The sequence below is a fragment of the Gemmata sp. genome (genome assembly GCF_051859125.1).
In the GTDB taxonomy this organism is placed as follows: Bacteria; Planctomycetota; Planctomycetia; order Gemmatales; family Gemmataceae; genus Gemmata.
In genome coordinates, this window is the sequence record NZ_JBHYGG010000146.1 from 31,550 (window position 1) to 54,467 (window position 22,918).

10 protein-coding genes and 1 tRNA gene are annotated in these 22,918 nt (G+C 71.5%); 4 read left to right on the plus strand and 7 right to left on the minus strand.

Features of this window, described 5'->3' with window-relative positions; genetic code table 11:
- The coding region (locus ACTIGN_RS14565; protein WP_439625016.1) for a DUF1559 family PulG-like putative transporter at positions 1 to 900 on the plus strand (900 nt) is incomplete at its 5' end.
- A 938-nt stretch (positions 901 to 1,838) separates the two neighbouring features.
- Here ACTIGN_RS14565 and ACTIGN_RS14570 read toward each other — a convergent pair.
- The 3 genes from ACTIGN_RS14570 to ACTIGN_RS14580 all read right to left on the minus strand — a co-directional run bounded on the left by ACTIGN_RS14570 (position 1,839) and on the right by ACTIGN_RS14580 (position 8,614).
- Positions 1,839 to 7,901 (minus strand): hypothetical protein, encoded by a 6,063-nt coding sequence (locus ACTIGN_RS14570; protein ID WP_439625018.1) that lies wholly within the window; start codon positions 7,899 to 7,901, stop codon positions 1,839 to 1,841.
- A 325-nt stretch (positions 7,902 to 8,226) separates the two neighbouring features.
- Positions 8,227 to 8,424: a hypothetical protein gene (locus ACTIGN_RS14575; protein WP_439625020.1), complete on the minus strand. Its 198-nt coding sequence runs from the start codon at positions 8,422 to 8,424 to the stop codon at positions 8,227 to 8,229.
- A gap of 117 nt (positions 8,425 to 8,541) precedes the next feature.
- A tRNA-Phe gene (locus tag ACTIGN_RS14580) sits at positions 8,542 to 8,614 on the minus strand.
- Between the two features lie 530 nt (positions 8,615 to 9,144).
- Between ACTIGN_RS14580 and ACTIGN_RS14585 the strand changes: the two genes are divergently transcribed.
- Positions 9,145 to 12,102, plus strand: a complete 2,958-nt coding sequence (locus ACTIGN_RS14585) for a trypsin-like peptidase domain-containing protein (RefSeq protein WP_439625022.1) — start codon at positions 9,145 to 9,147, stop codon at positions 12,100 to 12,102.
- 148 nt (positions 12,103 to 12,250) lie between these two features.
- On the opposite strand, the gene ACTIGN_RS14590 is transcribed toward ACTIGN_RS14585, so the two are convergent.
- Positions 12,251 to 14,575, minus strand: a complete 2,325-nt coding sequence (locus tag ACTIGN_RS14590; protein ID WP_439625023.1) for a hypothetical protein — start codon at positions 14,573 to 14,575, stop codon at positions 12,251 to 12,253.
- Positions 14,464 to 15,255: a hypothetical protein gene (locus tag ACTIGN_RS14595; protein ID WP_439625025.1), complete on the minus strand. Its 792-nt coding sequence runs from the start codon at positions 15,253 to 15,255 to the stop codon at positions 14,464 to 14,466. Before ACTIGN_RS14595 ends, ACTIGN_RS14590 begins: the two co-directional genes overlap by 112 nt.
- A 194-nt stretch (positions 15,256 to 15,449) precedes the next feature.
- Between ACTIGN_RS14595 and ACTIGN_RS14600 the strand changes: the two genes are divergently transcribed.
- Together ACTIGN_RS14600 and ACTIGN_RS14605 are read left to right on the plus strand one after the other, a co-directional pair.
- On the plus strand, positions 15,450 to 16,883 hold the full coding sequence (locus ACTIGN_RS14600; protein ID WP_439625027.1) for a hypothetical protein: 1,434 nt from the start codon (positions 15,450 to 15,452) through the stop codon (positions 16,881 to 16,883).
- 80 nt (positions 16,884 to 16,963) lie between these two features.
- Positions 16,964 to 18,217, plus strand: a complete 1,254-nt coding sequence (locus ACTIGN_RS14605) for a serine/threonine-protein kinase (protein ID WP_439625029.1) — start codon at positions 16,964 to 16,966, stop codon at positions 18,215 to 18,217.
- A gap of 3 nt (positions 18,218 to 18,220) precedes the next feature.
- Here ACTIGN_RS14605 and ACTIGN_RS14610 read toward each other — a convergent pair whose 3' ends face one another.
- Positions 18,221 to 21,304, minus strand: a complete 3,084-nt coding sequence (locus ACTIGN_RS14610) for an FtsK/SpoIIIE domain-containing protein (protein WP_439625031.1) — start codon at positions 21,302 to 21,304, stop codon at positions 18,221 to 18,223.
- Positions 21,291 to 22,658 carry a hypothetical protein gene (locus ACTIGN_RS14615; protein WP_439625033.1) on the minus strand — a complete coding sequence of 456 codons (1,368 nt, stop codon included), beginning with the start codon at positions 22,656 to 22,658 and terminating at the stop codon, positions 21,291 to 21,293. Before ACTIGN_RS14615 ends, ACTIGN_RS14610 begins: the two co-directional genes overlap by 14 nt.
- Positions 22,659 to 22,918 lie beyond the last annotated feature (260 nt).

Consider the following 22,918-nt stretch of genomic DNA (forward strand, 5'->3'; position numbering starts at 1 on the left):
CGCCTGCAGTGCACCAACAACGTGAAGCAGGTCGCCCTGGGTGTCCACAGCGCCCACGACACGCTGGGCCGGCTCCCCCCGGTGGCCGGGTTCAGCTACGGGGGCGCGTACTGCGCCCCGTTCTTCTTCCACGTGCTCCCGTTCGTCGAGCAGCGGAACGTGTGGGGCGCGGCCACGGCCGTGCCCGGCGGCGGGGTGATCCCGCTGTGGAACACGCCCGGGCCCGGGGGCGCCGGGTACCTGCGGCAGACCCGGGTCAAGACGTACCAGTGCCCGTCGGACGCGACCATCGGGACCAACCCGGCGGGCGACTGGACCCCGGGCGACGCGAGCTACGCGCCGAACTTCCAGGTGTTCGGGAACCCGAACTTCAACGCGGGCACCACCGTGCACGCGGACTGGGACGGGATGACGACCCTGACCGCGATCACCGACGGGACCTCGAACACCATCGCGGTCGCGGAGAAGCTCGCGTACTGCCCCGGGACCGCGGGCAACGGCGGGGCCACGTTCGCCCCGATGAACGGGGCGCACCAGCACGGCGGGTCGTGGTGGCTGCGGGGCGTGTACAACTCGGGCACGGTCAGCGGCACGTCGCCCCCGTCGGCCACCGACAGCTACCCCGGGGACCGCGTGTCGCCCGTGTTCGGCGGCGGCCGGGGGGGCGACGGGACCCTGTGGTACACCGGGGCGAACGCCAAGCCGACCGTGTTCGGGATCCCCAAGGGGAACACCACGTCCGGCCCGTGCGACCGCGGGCTCGCGTCGTCCCCGCACACCGGCCTCATCGTCGTCGGGCTGTGCGACGGGAGCGTGCGGAGCGTCAGCTCGGGGATCGACGCCCCGACGTGGTGGGCCGCCTGCACCCGCAACGGCGGCGAGCCCGCCGGCAACTGGTGATGCGCGCACCCCGTTTCCGCCCGTCCGACCCGAAGGAACCTGTCTGCGCGTCGCCCCCCGCTCGCTTGTTGCGCCCTTGCCCTCTCCACCCTTTTCGGCGGGGGTGGGGCGCCGGCAGCCGAAGGCGACGCCCCCTCCCGACCAGCGCGGCCCGCGGGACCGACACCAGGGCCGCAGCACGCACGCCGGTTCGGACGCGTCCGGTTTGCGAGTGGGGCGTTCCTTGCTCCTCGGGTGGGTTCCGAGTACCGGAGGTCGGTCCCGCGGGCTGGGCGGGCAGTCCGCGACGAGGTCCAGCAGGTGCTGCACTCCGTGGAAATGCGTAAGGGCTACCGGACAGAACCCCGGCGACCTCAGGCACTCGGCACACGGCGTGGGCCGTTCCGGGGTTGCGCGACGGCCGGGGGCGTGCCGGAGACTCCGGTCCGCGGGTCCCGAGCCGGCGGTTTCGACCGCCGGGCCGGTGAGGTGCGGCGCGAGCGTCTGTGCGGCGGGTCGGGGGAGGGGTCTCCGCAACCGACGCCGACTCCTCGCGAAGGCGCCCGACTCCTCGCGAACGTGCCCGACTCTTCGCGAACGAGGGGGAGAGCCCCGCACACGACCCCCGACTCCTCGCGAGCGAGGGGGAGGCCTCGCGAACGCGCCCGACACTCCGCACGAACCGCTCGCGTCGAGCACGAATCCGGGTCTCAACTGCTCCGCAGCGGACCCACCGAGACGCGCGTCTGGCACGCCTCGGGGTGCTCCACCGGGACCGGGGGTTTGCCCATCAGACCTGAGCGGTCGAGGATCGTTGCGGCCGGCGTGCGAGGCCGGCTCCTTCGCGAATGAGGAGCGGAACCACCGCCCACGCGGGCGGCTTCACCCACCAGACGCCGTGGGAGGCGGGGCGGGCGGGTGCTCCGGCCCCCGGGTGGGCATGTGGCGGTCCCGGGGCCTCACCCGGCGTCCCCGCCGCGCTTCCGCTTCTCGAATACGGCGAACAGCGCCAGGATGGCGCCGCCGAGCACGATCCCGGACGCGTACCACACCCACGTGTGCTGCAGGTCCACGGCCGCGTGCCAGATCATGGCGAACACGTCGAGCAGCAGGAACCCGACGCCCAGGAACACGAACGCCCGCACCCGCATCGCCATTCCCGCCAGCACGCCGGTCACGCAGAACACCGCCAGGACCACCGGCAGCCACACCGACTCCCCGACGCCCGCCAGGAACATGTCCGCCGACGACGCGACGTACACCATCCCCACGCCGAGGTAGCGCAGCCCGCTCGACACCTCGGGGCGGAGCCGGGCGCGGTTGACGTGTTCCGACACCAGGACGATCAGCGCGAGCGGCACGACCCAGGCCTGCGGGTGCACCGCGAACGGCACCCCGTGGTGCGCCAGCAGCGACCACACGGCGGCGTTCGTGGCGAGGGCGGCGAGCAGCGCCCACCCGAACGAGTTCCGGGCGAGCGCGACGAGGCCGTACAGCCCGCCCGCGAGGATCCACAGCCGGGCGTACGCGTCGAAGTGCCGCGGGAGCTGCTCCAGGTACCCGAGCAGGGGGCCGAGCCCCGGCGCCCGGGCGGCCGCGAACTCCGCCAGGGACGCGGGCGGCCTCGCCCAGAACGCGAGCAGCGGGACCAGGGGGACGAGCACGCCCGTGCGCCGCAGCGGGGCGGCCAGCACGCCGAGCTTGCGGCGCTCGAACAGTTCCGCCAGCCCGACGCCGGCGAACGCGACCGCCATGACCGCGAACGTCCAGTACCGCACCGCCCCGGCGAGGAACAGCTCGGGCACGTTGAGCCGGGCGTGAGCGAACGACAGGGCGACCAGCGCCTCGGCGAGGTAGACGTAGGCGGTGCGGCCGCGGTCCGGCAGCCCGAGCGGGTCGCGGTCCCGGCGGAGGGCGAACCGGACCGCCAGCACGGCGGTCGCGAGGATGCCCAGCAGCACCGCGAGCACCGCCGCCGGTTCGAGCGGTGTGTGCTTCGTGCCGGGGTCGTACGCCGGAACCTGCTGGGCGAGGCACACCCCCAGGACGAGAACGGCACCCGCCGCGCAAGCGCCGCCGGCCCCCCGGGCGGCGCCGCGCCAGTTCGCGCCGAGCCGCCCCGCGAGCTCGGTCCCGGCCGCCCCGGCCGCGGCGAGCGCGACGAACAGCCACGCGTTGCGGTGCAACCACGGGTGGGACCCGGCCGGGTCCGGGACCGCCCACGCGGCGGTGGCGCACACCAGCACGCCGAGCGCGACGGCGGCCGAGCGGATCGCGGCCGCCCGGGTCGGCACCGCCCGCAGCAACAATGTCGCGGCGCCAAGGAGCAGGAGCACCGCGAACGGACTCGCGAGCCGCTGCGTCAACTCGGGCGCGACCAGTGCGTTCCTCACGGCGAGGAACAAGACGGCAGCCGCGAGAACGCCGTGCGCGACGAGTCCTTCCACCCACGCCCCGGGGCGAGTTGGTCGGGGGACGAGCCGCGTCAGGTGCCTCGTCGTCGCCCAGGAAAGGCTGTGAAGCACCGCGTACGCGGCGAGGGCGAGGGGCGTCTGCCAGACGTTCCACACGGATCGAGAAGTCGCCTCGCTGACTCCGAGGAGTACGAGTGCGACGCTCGCCGCGAACAGGCCGATGCGACCGAGCCTCGCCGACGGGTCGGCGCGGGCGACGAGCATCGACGCCGCGACGACGGTGGTCGCGCCCCACGTGAGCCAGGGCGAATCGGTGCGGCCACCCGCGAGTGTCGGCAGCAGTCCGAACCACAGCAGTGCGACCGCGGTGCCGCCAGCGATCTCTGTGATTATCCGCCAACTACCATCCGCGTCGCGGCGGGCCAGCCGCGTCCAGGCCATCGCCGCGATCGCGAATCCGGCGGCGTTGGCGAGCAGGAAGCCCGAGTCGGTGCGCGGCTCGGTCGGCAGCCAGAGCAGGGTCGCGGCGAGGTTCACGAGCAACCCGGACGCCACCACGCGAGCCCCATCGCGGTTCAGGACCGCCGACGTGCCGACCACGAACGACGCGACCGCGGCGAGCGTCGCCGACGCCCACGGCTGCCACGGACCGGGCCAGCCCCCGCGAACGGCCAGCACCGCGAGCACCGCGGCCGTGCCGTCGAGCCAGTACGACGACGCGCCGCGCCGCCGCGCCGCGACCGCCAGCCCCACCCCGACCAGCGCCCACGCGCCGCCCAGGGCGTGGAACGAGAGCCCCGTCCCGGGCGCGTCCCACGGCTGCGCGGCACAGGCGGCCAGCACGCCCGCGATGAGCGCCGACAGCGCCCGTGCGTGGAACGTCAACCCGGGCTCGGTCCGCGCCGCCCGCCACGCCGCGGCCCCGGTCGCGAGCACGAGCGCGAACCAGCCGTACTGCCCGAACTCGCCCCACGCCGCGGGCAACGGCGCTTCCGGGAACAGCAGCAGGGCGAGCGCCGCGGGGGCGCTGGCCGCCGCCAGCACGCCCAGCCCGAGCCGTGCTTGCACCGCGAGCAGCAGCCCGCCGGTGACGCGCCGCTGCGCCGCGAGCCACGCCAGTGCCCAGACCGCCGCCCCGGCGGCGACCAGCGCCGAGACGCGGAGCTGCTGCGCGGCGTCGAGGCGGCCGCCCGCCGTGACCACGCCGAGCGCGTACCCGGCCGCGACGGTCGCGGCGAAGACCAGGCCGCCCGCGAAGGCGTACCCGGGCGACCGCTCCCGGAGGGCCGAGCACCCGACCCCGAGCACCACGAGCGCCAGCGGCACGAGGTTCGAGGCGAGGGGCCCCATCGCGGCAAACACCGATTCCGCGTCCGGCCCCGACGCCTTCCTTCCGGCGAGTCCGAGTTCCGCGACCTGCGCCGAGACGAACACGACCGCGGCGGCGGCGGCCGCCAGCACGAACAGCAGCGCCGGGCGCGCGCCCGGTGTCGGGTGGAACGGAAGGCCGAGCGCCGCCAGGGCGCGGCGCACCCGGGAGCGCACCGAAACGACCGCCGTGCCGAGGGCGAACGCCGCCGCGAGTCCCCAGCGGAGTGCCGAGGCGGAAGCCGTGTCGCCGGCGTGCGAGCCGGCCCACACCACCGGCGCCGACAGGGACAGCGCCACCAGCCCGAGGACGTGCGCGTCGGTGTCGCGCTCGCCCCCCGTGAGTCGCCACGACGCGAGGAGCGCCGCCGTCAGCACGCCGAGCACCGCCCACGCGCCCGGGCCGAACACGTGTGCGAGTTCCGGGGGCGGGGCCCTGTGGGACTCCCACCCGAGCGGGGCCAACTCCGCCCGCACCTCGGGGAGTACCGCAAAGGCCGCGAGCACGAGCTGCCCCACGACCACGACCGCGAGCACGACCCGCTCGGCCGACCACAGCCGTCCCGTCCAGAGGTGGCGGGCGAGCGGGTTCTCGCCCAGCAACCGGCGGGCCCACGCCCACCCGAGGCCGAGCACCCCGAGGGCGACCGCGTACACCTGCAACGCCGCCGGCCCGAAGTAGCCGAGGGCGCGTGTCGGTCGCCCGCCCCGGGCGTCGACCCAGGCGACGCCGCACAGCACCGCCGCCAGCGCCAGCGCGACTTGCGACACCGAGAAGGAAGTACGATCACGCCACACGACCGCGAACGTGAGCCACACGGTGGCCAGCCACACCGCGCACCCCGCCCATTCGAGCGAGTGAGCAACGGGTGGGGCGAAGAGCAGGACACCGCCCGCGAGGGACGACAGCATCGCGGACGTTCGCAGCGGGCGCGCGAACACCCGTTCGCGCCGCCGGAGCAGGACCGCGGCCACCGCGGCGAGGGTGGCGTGCGTGAGCGCGCCGACCAGCAGCGCCCGCGACACCGGCTCCCACCCGGCCGTGACCGCGGCCAGGTGGGCGAAGCCGAGGAGCCCGGCCGCGGCCCCGAGGTAGGTGGCCGCCGCCGCGCCGGTCGCGCGGGCAACCGCGAGCCCCGTTACGGCCAGCACGAACAGCGCGGCCGTGTCCCAGGCGGTGTCGGGGAACCGGCCCGACGCCAGCGCCAGGACCGGGGCCAGGACCGCCGCGGCGATCGACACATCGAGACCCGCCCGCCGCAGGGGTGCGGCGGCCCCGGTGCGGCGGCCCCTCAGAACGCACGAAAGGGCCGCGGACCCGAGCGCCTCCACCGACACCACGAAGGCCCACACTTCGAGGCGGTGCGGGTGCGCCGCGAACAGCGCCCACAGCGACCCGACGAGGGCGGCCCACAGTCCGCCGTGGGCCAGCACCCGCAGCCGCCACCGCGCGTTCGCCGCGAGCAACCCCGTCGCACACGCGGCGTGAACCGCCGCCGCGGTCAGCGGGTTCCACAGGCCGTCCGCACTGGCCAGGAACAGCGCCACGCACCCGACCCCGGCCGCGCCGAGGCCGTAGCTCACCGGCCCAACGGGGGAGCGGTACCGGGCGAGGACCTCGGACAGCGCGGCGAGCGCGAGCGCGAGCGCGGCCAGCACCGCCCCGCACTCGGCCGACCACAGCACGCGGGCGAGCGGCTCGCCCCACCGGCCGGTGGTTCCGAAGTACCCCACGGCAACGGCGAGGGCGAACGACGGCACGGCGAGCCCGATCGCCGCCGGCAGCCGGGCCGCGAACGCGACCCGGTTGAAGTACAGTCCGGCGGCCGCGGCCCCGAGCAGCACCGAACCCGGGTCCGACCACCCGGTCGCGAGTCCGGCCGTCACCACCGCCACCCCGGCGAGCGCCGCCGCGGTACCGGCGGCCCGCGGCCCGCCCTCCGTGACCCGCGTCGCCACGGCCAACCCGGCCTCGACCGCCACCGCCCCGGCCAGCACCAGTGGGACCGCCAGCCCCACCACGCGGGCCGCGACGTCCGGCGACCCCGCGACGTACAGGCCCCACGCCGCGGCCAGTGCGAACGCCGCCAGCCCCAGGAACCGGAGCACGGCCGCACCGGTCGCCCGGTCGAGGGCGCCCGCACGCCCCCGCTGCCGGAGGGTCACCACGCACGGACCCGCGAAGCACGCGAGCGCGAGCCAGGCGGCCCCGGGTGCGGACCGCCCGCCGAACCACCCGGCCGGCAGCAGCTGCGCCGCCGGCGGGCCGACCACCGCCAGGGCGAGCCACCACCGCCACTCGGCGCGCGCGGTGAGGACGTCCCGCCCGCCGCCCCGCACCACCCACGCGGACAGGGCGACCGCCAGCACCTTGACCCCGACGTCGACCGGCAACGACAGCTCGCCGCGCGTGACCGGGTCGGCGAGCAGCAACAGGTCGAGCGGCGCGAGGAGGAGCGTGATGACCAGCAAGCCGAGGCTGGTGGCGGTCAACTTCCAGCGGTGCAGCGTGTACTGCCCGGCGGCGTACAGCGCCAGCGTGACCGCCGCCGACAGCAGGAACGGGAAGTACGGGAACGCTTCGAGGCGGTGCCAGAGCGTGACCACGAGCGCGATCGAGCACCCGACGACGAGCACCCCGCCGACGAGTTCGCCCCACAGGATGTTCCGCTCCTCCATGAACGCCGCGAGGACGGACCCGCGGCGGGGCGGCCCGGCGGGCGCGGCCGGCGGCGGGACGGGGGCGGGCGGGTCGGGGACCGAGACGGGCGGCGGGACGGTGACAGCTTCGGCGACGGGCCACGCGAGCGGGGGCTCACTCCGGGCGGGCGGTTCGGGGGCGCGTGGGGCGGGCACCGGCGTGTCGAGCGGCAGCCCGCGGATCCGCCGAGCCCGGCGCCGGAGCTGGGCCCGCACCGACATCGCCGTGTCGGGGTCGAGGTCGCCCGCTTCCGCCAGCGACTCCACTTCCGCCTGGGCCACGCGCACGCGGGCCAGTGCCCGGGCGGTCGGCCCGGTGAGGCGGAGGCCGCAGGCGTCGCACTCGACCGCCCCGGCGTCGCACGCGGCCCCGCACGCGGGACAGTCGCCGGGGTCGCGGTCGGGCCGGAACGGCCGGCGCTCCTGGCGGCCACGGGCCGGGACCAGCTCGCGGAAAACGGCGGCGATTGCCCACCAGAGCGCGTGCCCGACGAGTGCGAACGCGAGCACGCCGAAGACGAGTGCGCAGAGCCAAGCCACGGCAACACCCGCCCGGGATGTGAGCAACGATGGACGCGCACTGGGGCTCGGTAGCGAAGAACGGCACGCGCGGAGTTGCATACAGGATACGCGGGGCTACCGGCTTATTCCCGCCGGGCGGCGCCGCGCGTCCACGGCGGCAGCAGGGCCCGTGTCGCGCCACTCGGCCGACCGCGTAAGGGTGCGGGGGCCCGACCACGCTTTCGTCTCGACGAGCCAGAACCCCTGCTTGGTCAGGACGAGGAGATGTTCGTCGGGGTGCCGTCGGCCCGCCGGTAGTGGGCGTCGGCGTGGCGCAGGAAGCCGAGCAGCACCTCGTTCACCGTCACGTCCGGGGCCCCTTCACCGGGCCGGTCGGGCACGGGGCGACGGCGTGTTCGGCGAGAACGCGGGCGTACTCGGCCCGGCTTTCCGGGGAGTTGAACTTGCCGAGGGTGACCCACTTCCCGCCAACCCACCAGCGGGCGGTGTTCGAGGGCTTGTGAAACCAGTAGGTGGGGACGGAATTTTTGGGACGGGCCATGGCGGAAACGCTCCGGAAGGGTTTCCAGGTAGTTACCCGGAAACCGAGGTCTTCCGACCACGCCTCCGACCGCCGGAGGGTAAGCGTAACCGCTTCAGTCGATGTGAGTTGCTTGAGTGGGCAGTCCCGGGGTTGAACCGGGGACCTAGCGATTTTCAGTCGCTCGGTCGAACAGCTAAGCTATCTGCCCAAATGCTTGATTTTCGAGTGATTCGGAGCGTACCGGAAGGTGTCCGCTCATCGCACAGTCTACCGAATTCCGTATCCGATTCCACCCTTTCCGTATCATTCCGTATCCGCGTCAAACGTTCGCTCACTTCGTTCCACGCAGCATCTGCCAACCACTCCCCGGAGTGGTTCTGCGTGTGCCTCGCCAGGGTCGCGTATTCTGGTACCACACGCGATCGGCTCTCTGACTCCAGCAGCGGTCGTCGAACCACACACGAAGCCGTCGAGTCGGTTCTCGGCCGGCGCACCCGGCACGTCGCACTCCGCCAGTTGACCGCTTCGGTGAACACGGCGATCCGAAAGACGGTCGCGACCTTGCTGCGCGACAGGCCCGTCCGGGTGCGAACCACAACCCAGCGGGCACGCGCGGCGACGGGCCTTCCGGCGGCTTGCGGACGAACACTCCAGCAGGTAGGTTGTAGCCGTCGCCGAAGCTCGCCGCCGCCCGGCACACCGATCCACCCGTCCGGCATCACCCACGAGGAGTCGCCCATGATGCGGTCCCCGTCCGCTGTCGTGCTTGCCTTGCTCGGGGTGTTCATGCCGTCCCCGGCGGTCGCACAGCAGGACGTCCGCGTCCTGTTCGGGACGGACCACCTCGGAGCCGCCCGGGCGGTTCAGCGGGGGGATCAGGCAACGGCGGCCGGGAAGCACAAGGAGGCCGCGGCGGCGTTCAAGGACGCGGTCCGGCTCGACCCCCTGTGCGGGGCGGCACTCTTCCGGATGGCCCTCGCGCTCGGCGACGCGGGCGACATCGACGAGGCACTCGCGACGTACAAGAAGGTGCTCGCCGCCGACGTGAACGCCACGCGGCTCACCCGCGCCGTGGCCGCCACCAACCTCGGCCTGACCTACGGCCAACTCGGCAAGCTGGACGAGTCCAACCTCTGGTTCACGCGGGCCATCATGGAGGACTCCGACAACCAGCTCAGGGAGCGGGGCAAGGCGTACCGGAACCTGGCGATCAACCTGCGGACCCAGAAGCGGCCGCTCGCGTCCGCCGTTGCCGTGGCCATGGCCTACGAGGACAAGGCCCGGAACTGCGACATCGCGATGGTCCGGGAGTTCTTCCGGGGCATCGGCGGGGTCGAGACGGCCCGCGTCCTCTACACCGAGGCCGACAGCCCGCCCGGCAAGCCGCGGGCCGACAGGCCCGAGCTGGAGGCCGTGAAGCTCGACGCAAAGCTCGCGGGGGTGCCGGCGGATCTTCTCGCCGACCCCCGCGGGCGGTACGTGATCGGCACCGCCCCCGGCCTCAAGCACTTCCACCTGATCGGGACGGGCGAGGCGGTTGCGGCCCGGCAGGTGGAGACCGACCCGTACCTCGGGGCCTGCCTGGTCGGCGGCTCCCTGTACCTGTCCCGGCAGGGGCCGGACCGGGTCGACCAGGTGGACGTCGAGACGGGCAAGACGCTGAAGTCCTTCGAGTTGGGCAAGCCCGCCCCCGCGACGTTTGCCGTTGCGCACGGGCGGGTCTTCTTCCCCAGCGGCGGCATCGTACACCAGTACGACACCCGGACCGGCGAGGTGCGCGAGACGAACACCCCCGGGACGGTGGTGCGCGGGCACCCCGGCCAGCAGTTCGTGTTCAGTTACACGAAGGCGGAACGCGGGGGCGGCCGCGGGTTCGTGGTCGTCGACGGGCGGGTGTTCCTGGTCGACCGCGGGCTCGACTGGGTCCAGACCACCCTGTTCAAGTCGGTCGTCACCCCGGGCGGGCTGCTCCTGGCCGAGGCCCGGGACAACGCCGCGTCGAACGGGACGCGGCTCACCCTCTCGCCCGACGGGCGCTGGGTCGGGGTCGTCGGCGGGGGCGGCTTCCGACCCTCGGACAAGGCGGCCGGGGGCGGGTACGGCGTCGCGCTCTTCGACGCCCGGAACACGGAAAAACTGCAAGGTGTGTTCCCGTCCGGGGCGTACCCGGTCGGGTGCGCGGTGAACCCGGTGACCGGAACGGTGGTGGCGATCCGCGAGGGTGCGTTCACGGCCTACCCGCTTGGCAACGCGGCCGCCGGCAAGGAGTACCCCGGCAAGTGGGGCGGGGCGGCGACCTGGAGCGGCGACGGGCGGACCCTCGTGGTGGCGAAGTCGCCGGAGGGCGTCAGCGTCTTCCGCGTCGCGCTGACGAAGGACGAGGAGGCGGTCGCGGCGAAGTGGCCGGACGCGCTCGAGCCGGCGCCCCTGGTCGGGCTCGACAAGCCGCGGCCCGCCGCCGAGCCGCTCGCGTCGCTCGAGGCGTTCGCGGTACCCGCCGAGGTCACGCCGGAACTCGTCCGAAAGCGGCTGGACCGGTCGATCGAACACGGGCGGGTCGTGCGACCGGCCCACTGGGCGGCGCACCCCAGTTACGCGAAGGAGAGGGCGGCGGTCGGGGAGGCCGCGGGCGCGATTCAGGCCCTCCGGACCGGCACGGCCGAGAAGCTGGGGGTCGCGCTTTACAAGCTGAAGCAGGCGGACAAGGCGACGCCGAACTTCCCGCCACTGCTGTTCTTCAAGGCCGAGGTCCAGTCGCTTCGGGACCTCAAGGAGGAGGCGGAGCAGGGGTTCCAGTCGGCGGCACGGCTCGACGCCGGGCAGACGGACGTCACCCTTCTGGCGCTGGAGGGGCTGGCCCGGTTCTACGCGGCAGGCGGCAGCGACCTGAAGGCGGCGTACTGCTGGGCGGCGGCGCTGGAGGTGGACCGCGTGGACCCCAAGACCGTGCGGAAGTTGCTCGAGGCGCTGAAGAAGGCCAAGTTGGACGCCGAGGCCGAGCGGGTGTCGAAGTTGGAGACGGCGGGCGGGCCGGACGCCGCGACCCCGGCGGCGGTCCGCGGCCTGCCGCCGTTGCCGGCCCCGCCGGCCGACCCGGCCAAGCTCGCAGGGGAAGACCTGTACGCGCTGGCGGCCCCGTCGGTGGTGGTCGTCAAGTCGGGCGACGGGAGCGGGTCGGGGGTGTGCGTCGGCCGCGCGGACGTGGTCGTGACGAACGCCCACGTCGTGGACCGGGCGGACGAGGTCGAGGTCCAGGTGTTCGCCGTGAGGGACAAGAAGCTGGTGCGGGCCGGCGTGGCGAAGGGGAAGGTCATCTACCGGGCCGAGGGGGTCGACCTGGCTGTCATTCAACTCCCGGCAACCGCCCCGAAGTTAACCCCACTGCCGGTGGCGACCGCGTCGCCGAAGGCGGGCGCGCGGGTGTACGCGCTGGGCAGCCCGGGCTTGGGGAGTGACGTGCTGGAGCAGTCGATCAGTGACGGGCTCGTCTCGGCGGCGGCCCGGAAGCTGGACGGCCGGACGTACCTCCAGCACACCAGCGCGGTGAACCCCGGCAACTCGGGAGGGCCGCTCGTGGACGAGTACGGTCGGGTGGTTGGGATCGTGACGCTGAAGGCGAAGCTGGACAACGTGAGTTTCGCCGTGCCGGTGGAGACGCTGCGGGGACTGTTCCCCGAGGCCCCGGCACCGAAGTAAACGGCACAGGCCGCCGTCACCGGGTTCGCCTTGCTGAACCGCCCCCCTACTCGCCGGCACGCGCCCGGGTTCCCGCGCCCCAGGGTAGCTTCACGGCGTTCACCGGGGCGCGGCCCGCCGGACGCGTTCAGCGACGACCGGTCCGGTTTCACTTGACGATGCGGCACAGGGGCAACTCTTTTTGTAGCGCCTGAACCCCCGCGGCCGTCACCTTGGTGCCACGCAGGCTGAGGGCGGTGAGTTTCTTGAACGCCGCAAGTTCCTTCAGCCCCTCGTCTGTCACCTTGTTGCTGGCGACGGTCAGCGAGGTGAGGTTCGTGAACGCCGCGAGTTGTTTCAACCCGGCGTCCGTCACCGCCGTGCCCGGCAGGTTGAGTGAGGCGACCTCCTCGGGCGTGGCCGGGCGTCTCGCATTCGGCCCCTTTGCAAAGGCAAGGGCGTGGAGCAGGTTCGCCTCCTGCAGCGCTGCGAGGGCGGCGTCCGTGATTCGCGTGCTGTCCAGCGTGAGCGTGTCGAGCTTCTTCAAGGGCGCAAGCCCCTTGAGCCCCGCGTCCGTGAGCTTGGCCGCGTGGAGGAGGTTGAGCGAGGTGAGGTTCGGGAACGCGTCGAGTTGCCTCAGCCCTTCGTCCGTCACGCCGGTGGCGCTCAAGTCGAGCGAGGCGACGTCATCGGGCTTGGCCGGGCGCTTGCGGTCGGCGGTCGTGGCCACACTGAGGGTGTGGAGGAGGTTGACCTCCCGCAGTGCCGTGAGCGTTTCTCCGGTGATCTGGGGGCTGCGGATGTCCAGCGTAACGAGGTTCTTGAGGGGGGCCAGTTCCTTGAGACCAGCCGCTTTGACGTTCGCACCGCCCAGGTTCAACGTGGCGAGCTGGGGCATCTTGGCGACGTGCTTTAGCGCCGCCTCGGTCACCTTCGTTTTGCCGAGGACCAGCGAAGTGACGTCTTCGAGTTTGGACGGCCGCCTCGCTACCAGGCCCGCGGCGACGCACTGGTCGAGGGTGTGGAAAAGGTTGACCTTCACGAGCACGGCCACGACCTCGTCCGTGATCTGGTCGGAGTCGAGGGAGAGTGCGGTGAGCTGCTTCAGCGGGGCCAGTTCTTCCAGCATGGCACCCGTCACCGGGGTGTGCCGCATGTCCAGAGCGGTGAGTTGCGTGAGGCTCGCAACGGCCCTCGCGCCCGCTTCCGTCAACTTCGCGAACCTGAGGTCGAGCGAGACGACCTTGGTCGGATTCTTGGGAAACGCCGGTGTGACCCTCGCGAGGGTGTGCAGGAGGTTGTTCTCCCTCAGCGCGTCAAGCGACCGGTCGGTGAGTTGCGTGGCGTCAAGGGTGAGGGTGGTAAGCTTCTTCAGCGGCGCGAGGTCTTTCAGCCCCGCGTCCTTTACCTTCGTGTAGCTCAGGTTCAGCGAGGTGAGGTTCGTCAGGGGCGCGAGTGCGCTCACCCCCGCGTCCGTCACCTTCGTGTGCGTGAGGTCCAGGGAGGTCACCTCTTCGGCCTTTGAGGGCCGCTGCGTAACGGTCCCCCTCGCCCGGCTGAGGGCGTGGAGCAAGTGTGCCTCGCCCAACGCCGCAAGCACGCCGTCCGTGATCAGGGGACCGTCAAGGGTGAGCGTGGTGAGGTGCTTCAACGAGGCGAAGCCCTTCGCCGCGGCGTCCGTCAGTTGCATCGTCTTGGGAAGGTTGAGTGTCGTAAGGTTGGTGAGCACGTCGAGGTGCTTCAACCCATCACCCGTTACGCCGGTCGGGGTGAGATCGAGCGAAGTCACTTCCTCGGCGTTGGTCGGTCGGGTCGCGGTCGCCCCCTTCGCGAGTGGCAGGGCGTGGAGGAGGCTGGCCTCCTTCAACGACGCGAGCGTCTCATTCCCGACCTCGCTGAGGTAGAGGGTGTTCAACTTCGTAAGGGGTGCGAGTTCCTTGAGGCCGGCGGCGGTGACCTTCGTTGTGGTCAGGTCCAACGAGGTGAGTTTCGTCAGCCGGGTGACGTGCTTCAGCGCGGCGTCCGTCACTTTCGACTCGCGGAGGTTGAGCGAGTTGGAATCGAGCAACTTGGACGCCACCTTGGGGCTCACGCCCACGCCCCGCGTCAGTTCGACGGACCGGAGGAGGTCGATCTCGAGCAGCACCCCGATCATCTCGTCGGTGAGCTGGTCACTGTTCATTGACAGGGTGGCTAGCGTCTTCAACGGGGCGAGGTGCCTCAGCCCCTCTTCCGAGATTCGCGTGGAGCGCAAGTCGAGTGCGGCGAGTTGCGGGAGCTTGGCGAGGTACTTCAAGACGCCGTCTGTGACGTGGGTGTCGGCAAGATTCACCTTGGTCACGGGCCTCCCAGCCGCCTTCTCGTCGCGTGCGAATGACCCTTTCAGCTCCTTGACGTACCCGAGGGCCTGGTCCTCGGCCTCGTCAGCCCGCGACGCCGTTGACGAACTGAGTAGGAGCGCCGAAATAAGTCCGGCGAGCAACGACCGCGACATAAGACCCCCCTGTGGCATCGGAAGACCGGCTCGGTGAAGGGCTGATGTGCAAGGAGTAGGGGAAACGTGCAACTCGGGTAGGGTGCCGATTCCCCGGTCCGGTTGCACCTCGGGAGAACCTCGTCGGATCGCACCGCGAAGGTGAGCGACCGCGGGCGGTTGGCGGCGAGCGACGCCTCGAGGCTCCGCACCGTCTCGACCTGCGGCGGCCACATGCCGAGCGTGTTCACCGCGGGTATCGCGCACAGCCGGGCGCGTCGTTGCTCGTCCAGCCCGACGACCCGCAGGAGCTCCTCGGAGCGGTGGAACGTGAACACCTCGCGGCTCCGCGGGTGCGGGTCGGCGTGGCTGGTGAACCGGGTGGTGCGGCCGGTCGACTCGTAGCTGAACGTGAGCGGCAGCCGGTGGCTCGGCAGCCCGTTCGGCAGGCCTACCGTGTACTTCTCGGACTGCGTCTCGACGCCGGTGAGGGTGTGCCCCTCGGGCTTGGCCTCGACCACGCCGATGGCCCTGGCGTCGGCGAAGAGCAGGTAGTCCGCGAACCCGGTCTTGAGGGGGAACTCGCGCACCGCGACGCCGCGGGCCGCGCCGATGCTCATGGCGGCGAAGTCCTGCACGGCCCACCCGGCCTGGGTGAGCCGCCGGTCGATGAGCTGGCGGGCCTTCGCTTCGGGTGTCATAGCGAAGTCCAAATAGCTGGCGGCTGTTTGACCTGCGCCAACTATCGCAGATATAACAGACCCGTCAGTGAGCCAGAAATGCCGGCGGGGTACCGTAGCACACCGAGTCGTTCTGTTTTGGGACCTGACCTGTTGGCGGACCCCTGCGCGCCTTGCTACGCTGGGGTCGTCCACCGGTTCCCGAGGGCCGCACCGTGCTCCGCATAACCACTGTTTGCATCGCGGTCGCGACCTGGGGCGTCGCGACGGGTCGCCACCGCGAGGTCGAGGGCGCCCGGATCAGTCACGTCGCTGGGGGCGCTCGCGCAGGTGGGTCCATCGAGCCCAAAGACCCCGGACACGTTCACACCGAGAAGACCGCGTTCGCCACCTACCGCGTGCGGGACGACAAGTACGGCACGAATCTAGTGGGTTGGGACCGGAAGCCGATCACCGGCCCGGACGGTGAGCCGCTCGTCGCCTCACGGCGCACGTACCGGCAGTTCCACCAGAACGATGTGCTCTACGGGAACCAACTGATCGAGTTCGACCCGCACGTCCTCGACGACTTCCAGCTCCTGCCGGTCGGGGTGAGCCCCTGGGACCCAATCGCTATCGCGGGTGTGACGTGCGCCTTTGACCCCCGCCAACAGGCGCTCACGTACTACCACCAGACCGGTCCGGTCGGGGCGGCGTTCGCCGAACTTCGGAGGCGCAAGAAGGGGGCCGACGCGAAGGCACCGGTCGGCGTGTCCGGGCTCCAGATCGGCGCGCAAGCCTGCTACGCGCTGCCGGGGCAGAAGATCACCTTCTACGAGGCCGACCCGCGGCTCGCGGTGCTCACCGCCGAGTCCGGCCGGTTCTTCACGCACGTCGCCGACGCGCGGAAGCGTGGGGCCGAGCTCGAGGTTCGCGTCGGTGACCGGCGTGCCACACTGAAGGCCGACCGGGGGCGGAAGTTCTCCTTATTGTTCGTCGACCAGTGCGAAGAGTTCCCCTTTCCGAAGGACCTGCTCACCGTCGAGGCGGTGAAGCTCTATTTCGACCGGATGGCCGACGACGGGATCCTCGCGCTCCACGTCTCCAACAAGCACTTCCGGCTCGAATGGATGGTGGCGCGGGTGGCCGCCGAGTTGGGGCTGACCGCACGGGTCTGGGACGACAACAGCGGCACGGCGCAGGGCAAGACGTACTCGAGCTGGGTCGTGGTGGCCCGCAAGCCCGAACACCTCGGCCGGCTGTACCAGGCCGCGGGCGACCTGGCGTTCGGCCCCGCTCCCAAGCCGGGGGCGGACGACCGCATGCGGTTCTCGTGGGACAGCCAGCTCTTCCAGGGCCTCCTCACCGAGTACGACGAACTCCGGGAGATCGGTGCCAAGAAGCCCCTGTTCGCCGAGATCAACCTCCTGCCGGCCGACGAGGTGAAGCCGGCCTGGCTCAAGTGGATCGGCGCGAAGTTGGCCGCGGCGACCGACCCGGACGAGAAGAAGCGCCTCGCCCTGTACCTCGACCACGCGACCCGCCACGGCCCCTTCGCCACCTTCCGGGAGGCGATGGTCGCCGACCACGGCCACGCGTTCCGGAGGTTGGAGTCCCGGCGCGACGTGCCGCTGTGGACCGACGCCGCGGCGCAGTACCGGCCCGACTGAAGCGCCGCCCGTTTGGGTCAGGTCCGCGAACCGGGCGAGCTGCGGCGCGCCCGAACCTCGATCAGCAAAGGAGGAGCGACGTGGACGTCATCACGAGCCTGATTGCCCCGATCGGCACGGTCGCGGGCGCGATCGGCAGCACGTACACCGTCGCCACCATCCTGATCGACCAGATCGGCAAGCGGTGGCGGAACAAGAAGGCCGCCGAGGTGCTGGCGTTCCTGAAGGAACTCGGACTCAAGACCGACGTTGACGTCCGGCAGGCCGTTGAGAACTGGACGCCCCCGAAGGGGTTCACCGAGCAGCACAAGGGCGAGTTGATTGGCCTACTCACCAACCTCGTCCGCAGTGCCCGCTTCCACTCGACCAACGGCACCGCGGTGAGCAGCGTCCTGCGGTCCGCACAGCTCATCGACCAGCTCCTGCAGAACGCCCAGCCGCGGCGGAAGGCGGGCGAGAAGGTGCAGGAGTGGCAGCTCCAGTCGTTCCTCGGCATGGGGGCGTTCGGCGAGGTGTGGCGGGCGACCAAGCCGCTGTACCCGGACCCGCGGGTGTTCAAGTTCTTCACGATGACCGGCGCTCGAGACTGGCTGGAGCGCGAGGCCGGCGCGCTCATGGCCGTCCGGCGGCACCTCGCCGACTGCCCGAACGTCATCGACTACCTGGACGTCGAGATCAACGCCGCGCCGTTCCCGTACCTCGCCCTCGAGTACGCGGCCGGTGGGTCGCTCGAGGACTGGATCCTTCGCCGCCCGGACGACCGCCCCGCCCTCAACCCGTACGAGGTGATGCGGGGCATCGTCCGCGGGATGTCAGCCGCCCACACGCACGACATCCACCACCGCGACCTCAAGCCGGCCAACGTGCTGCTCACCGACGGCCCCGAGCCCGTCCCGAAGGTCTGCGACTTCGGCCTGAGCACGGTGGACAATCAGACGGAATCAGCGTCGTCCTCGATGCGGTCGGAGATGGTGCTCGTCGGCACCCGGATGTACCACCCGCCGGAGGCGTCCGACCCGTTCCGCAAGCGGCTCCCGGCCCAGGACGACGTGTTCGCGCTCGGGGTAATCTGGTACCAAGTGCTCACGAGCGAGTTGGTGCGCCCGCCCTACGACTTCGTCGACCGGCTGGCCGCCGCCGGCGTGGACTCGCGGAGCATCAAGCTGGTGTCCCGGTGCCTGGCGCACCCCGACCGCCGGTACCTGTCGGCGTGCGAGCTGTACGACGACTTGGACGTCGAGAAGCCGCCTGGGCCGGGCGAGTGGGCGGTGCCGGCGGGGTGCTTCGACGTGGCCGGGATCGTCCGGGAGTACCTCGAGCAGCGGATGCGGTAGGGGTCAGCGGGTCCGCAGGTACGCGTCGAACTCCGCCTTCGGGACGAACGGGCTCTGGAGCCGGACGAGCCCGCCGCCCCGCTTCCACACCAGGTCGCCCTTGCCGAACAGGTACGCGGCGTCGGGCTCGTCGAGGAACAGCTTCGACTCCTTCTCGCTGGCCACCTGCAACCCGATCCGCCCCGGCAGGTTGCTGCGGAGCAGCGGCGTCACCACCGACGCCTCGGGCCGCTGCGTGCCGAGCACGAGGTGAATGCCCGCCGCCCGCGCCTTGGCCCCCAGCCGCTTCAGCAGCGGCTCCAGGACGTTCTTGGTCGCCCGGTCGACCATCAGGTCAGCAAACTCGTCGAACACGACCACCCACCGCGGCACGGCGTCGGCGCCGGTCAACTGGCGGACGTGGTCCGCCCCCCGCTTCTGGAGCAGCTTGTACCGCCGCTCCATCTCCTCGACGCACTCCTCGAGGACCGGGATCGCCTCCTCGCCGTCGTACACCACCGGCCCGCTCAGGTACGGGCACCTGCCGTCGACGTTGAACGTCACCCGCTTCGGGTCGACGAGGCGGAACCGGAGCTTCGCCGGCTCGAGCCGGGCGGCCAGCGAGGCGAGCACGGCCTTGAGGAACTCGCTCTTGCCGCTGCCGGTGGTGCCGGCCACGAGCAGGTGGCAGCTCTCCGGCTCGCTCAGGTTGAGCCACTCGACGGTGCCGGACACGCTCACCCCGGCCGGCACGACCGGCTCGCCGGCGAAACTCGGCGGGCACGCCGCGAGCAGCGGCGGCAGGAAGACCGTCTGCCGGTCCGGCCGCTGCACGTCGACACTGACGTACCCGGCCTGGCTGGAGATGAGCGGCTCGTGCGCGAGCGCCAGGTGGACCTTCAGGTTCTCGGCCTGCCGCCGCACCCGGTTGAAGTCGGCGTCGCCGCGCAGCTCCAGCTTGAGCCGGACGAACGTCGGCCCGACCTCGGTCCCGAGCGGGTGAACGGCCTCACCCTTCCGCTTCAAGTAGTCGGCCGCTTTCTTCAAGATTACGTCGGCCCAGGACGGCTCGGCCGGCGGGGGAGGCAACGGGGGTGCGGGCGTTGCCACCGAGAGCGGCTCGGGCACGGGCGCCGGCGCGGGTGCGGGTGGGGCCGGCGGTGCGGCGGGAGGGGCGGGCGGCGGCGCGGCCGTCGGAGGCGACGGTGAGACGTCGAGCCCCTTCCAGTTGAGGAACAGAAACTCGTACAGCTTGAGGTTCGACAGCAGACCGGTTTGGAGGATGAGCTTGTGGCACTCCTCTTTGGAGACCGGCGCACCGTTGAGAATCAAGTCGCCCCCCGCCCGGCTCGTCACCTGCCGCAGGCATTCCAACTGGTGCAGCGTCCCTTCCTGCTCGTCGAGCGGAAACGGGCGGACGGTGCCGCTCTCAAGTCGCTTGGCGTACTTCAGGTACGCCGCGGCGCGGGCGCCGACGGTGAGCTTCGCCCGCGGCCGGACCACGACGGCGCCCAGGACGGGCCCCGTCATCGCGGCGTCGAGAGCGCTATACCAGTTCCCGAATGCGACCCCGTTGTCCTTCTTGCTCACCGCGACGACGACCGATCCGGACTTCCCGCCCGCCACCATTGCAATCCGCGCGCTCAGGCGCTGGTCGTTGGGCGTCTGCGCGAGCGGCTGCGGGTGGATCTTGTCGATGCGGAAGTCGGCGGCGCGGAACCCGCCCTTCTCGGCGAGGACGAGCGCCTCGTGGACGGCGGCCCACAACTCGGTATCGGGCATGTCCGTCGCCGACTTCTGCGCCGCCCGGACGGCCTCGAGGGTTCTCGTCCACTCCTGCTTGAACAGGTCGGCGGTGGAAGCGACTTCGCCCCCGCCGCCGACCGTGATCAACCCCTGCCGCTTCCGGCTCAACCAGTTGATGAACCCGGCCGCACACTCCTTCTGAATGAAGTGCCGGGGCGACGGTCGGTGCTTCTCCGCGTAGGCGCGGACGGAGTCGAGGTCGAACGGCACCCCCGCCGGCTGCCTGGGGTCGAAATCGACCCAGGACTTCAACCGCCGCTCGACGAGTTCGACCGCTTCCGCACCACTCAGCGGGGGCAAGTTGTGCTCGCTGACCCGGCCGACGAACGAGGCGAACGCCGCCTCGGCCTTGACTTCCTTCCAGGTGGCTTCGAGACAGCCGATCCCGATCAGCAGGTTGGGGACCGTCTGAAGCCAGGCCATGAGCTGGCCGGTGAGGAGGACAAACCCCGCCCGGTCGCTCTTGAACAGCTCTTCCAACTGGTCGAAGCAGAGGACGAGCGGCACGTTGCTCAGCCGCAGCAGCTCGGCCGTTGCCTTCAACACCTCAACGAGCGGCGGAGAGTCGAGCGGTTGGGCGTCCCGGTCAGTCAGCCGCAGTGCCGCGAGTTGGTGGTCGGGAATTTGGTCGGCCTCGCCGCGGAGCCACCACCGCACGTCGTCCCCGGCCGGCGAGGCGCTGAGCACGAGCGCCCGGACTACCGGGCCCGAGCAGTGCGGGAGCGCGGCCCGCAGGGCGTCGGCCAGTTCGTGGTAGGGGCCGAGTGCGTCCACGTGGCCGAACACCTCGAGGACCGTCAACGGGTCCTCACTCAACCCGTGGCGAACGGCCGCACACTTGGCCCGGAGCCCGGGGGCGAGTTGGTCGAAGTACGCCGCGAACGACGGGACGAGTAGCCGGGCTAGGGCGAGGCGGAACGGGGCGACCGACCGCGACGAGTAGAGGAGCGCCTCGACCAGCCGCCACCGGAGGGCGGTTTCCAGCAGCCGCTGCTTATCGTCCCCCTCCACGGCGGGCGGGGCGCCGAGGAAGGCGAGGTAGACCCGGTCGCCGTGCCGGTGCCGCAACCGCCCGAACAGGTGCGTCTTGCCGTACCCGGCCGGGCCGACGAAGGCGTGGATCTTGAGCTTCGGGTCCGGCTTCGGGTCCGCCCTCGGGTGCGCCCGGACCTGGTCGATGGCGGCGGAGAAGTCGTCGGTGAACCGCTTCCCGAGCGTGGGCACGTCCCACTCCGGGCGGAAGTCGTCCGCGTCGTTCAGCCGGTCTTCGGAGAACGGGTCGTCCACCTTAGCCGCGGGCATGGGCCTTCTCCGCGTAGAAGAACGTTTCGCCCACGGCGGAGATCGAGTCGCGGAGTTGGTCCGGCGTCGCCCGGCTGCGGTCGTCGATCGAGATGAGGCGCACCTTGTCCGTGCGCCGCATGTCGAGCAATCGCTCGTCGAACACGGAGTGGGACGCGGCGTGGGCGCCGAACCGCTCGGCGACGACGCGCCGGAGTTCGTGAATCGGCACCATTTGAAGGCCCGCGAACTCGCCCCGGAGCAGGTCGTGGAACGTGTCCGTCACCGCCGCCTCGAGTTGCTCGGCGGTCAGCGCGGAGCCCGCCGGCGGGGGCGGACCCCCGCGCGTCGCCGACCGCTCGCCCTCCCGCGCGGCGGTCAGCAGTTCCGTGAGCACCGACCCCTTGATCTTCATCTCGCCCAACTCGTCGAAGGGCAGGGTTGTGAGGTACCGCACCCCCGACGGGGTGAGTGTGTAGCGGCCCTCCTTGCCGTCCCAGTTCAGCGCGATGTACCCGGCCTGGGCCAGTTCGCCGCGGACCTGCCAACACGTCGCGTGGTTCAGCTTCAGCGGCTCCTTCTTGCTGCTGGCGTGGGCGTCGGACCCCCAGAGGGTACGCTTCGCGGACTGGAACAGTTTGAACAGCAGGTACGCCTCGCGGGCGTGCCTGAGCGTCTCCTTCGGCGCCGGCGACGGCTTGCCCGCCGGGGGCAGGACCGGACACTCCGCCCGCAGCCGGCCGAGCAGATCGGCCCCGTCCGTGGTCAGTGAGTACGACTCCGCGTCGGCGGCGCGTTGAACCCGGACGGCGCCGCGGAGGGCGAGGTCGGTCAGTACGGCCCGCGTGGTCGCCGGGTTGAGCCCGAGGCAGTGCTGGTCGCGGAACAGTGCGAGGTGCGGCTGCTTCGCGGACAACTCCGCGGCCTTCGGCCTCCCCTTCCCGCCGAACCCCACCTCCAGGTCGGCCTTCGAGATCGTTCGGTCGGGCGCCTGTGACAGCGCGGTCAGGACGTACGCCTCCCGAGCCCGTTCCGTCCAAGCGTCGGCAGGCAAGTTGAGTTTGCCCTTGGCCGGGGCAAGTGGGACGTAGCGTTCGAGGTCGCGGAGGTGCAGCTTGCCCGCATCGGTGATCTCGTAGACCACCTTCTTGTCGATCTTCGCCGCGGCCAGCCAGCCGGAGTTCGTCAGTTCATCGCGGACGGCGTTTGCCGGCTTCGGCCCCAACCCAAGTTCGTCCCGGATCTGCTTTGGGATCGCCTTGTTGGCGTCCGGCTGCGACAGGATCCCCTCCCGGGCGTTCGCGAGTTGGCTCAGCAGGAACGCGTGCCGCCGCGGGAGTCGCGCGTCGGCCGAGTCGGGCGCAGTCTCTGACACGTACCTTCCCTCGTCGGCTGAATGCATGATGCAGTTGCCTGGGAGAAGCAGTCTATCCTGCAGGCGTCAGAAGGGCAGCAGAAAACCGCCCCCACGTGCATGCCTTACAGACGTGACCGTCGGAGAAAGTGACACCGATTTGTCGCTCAAAGGAAGGGGTTGTTGGCAAAGCCCAGTCGACTCAGCATCCCGTACGTCCCGCTTCCCAGCGGGTCCGCAGCCCCGCCAGTTGGCACGGTGTCGAACGTCACCGGAGCAGG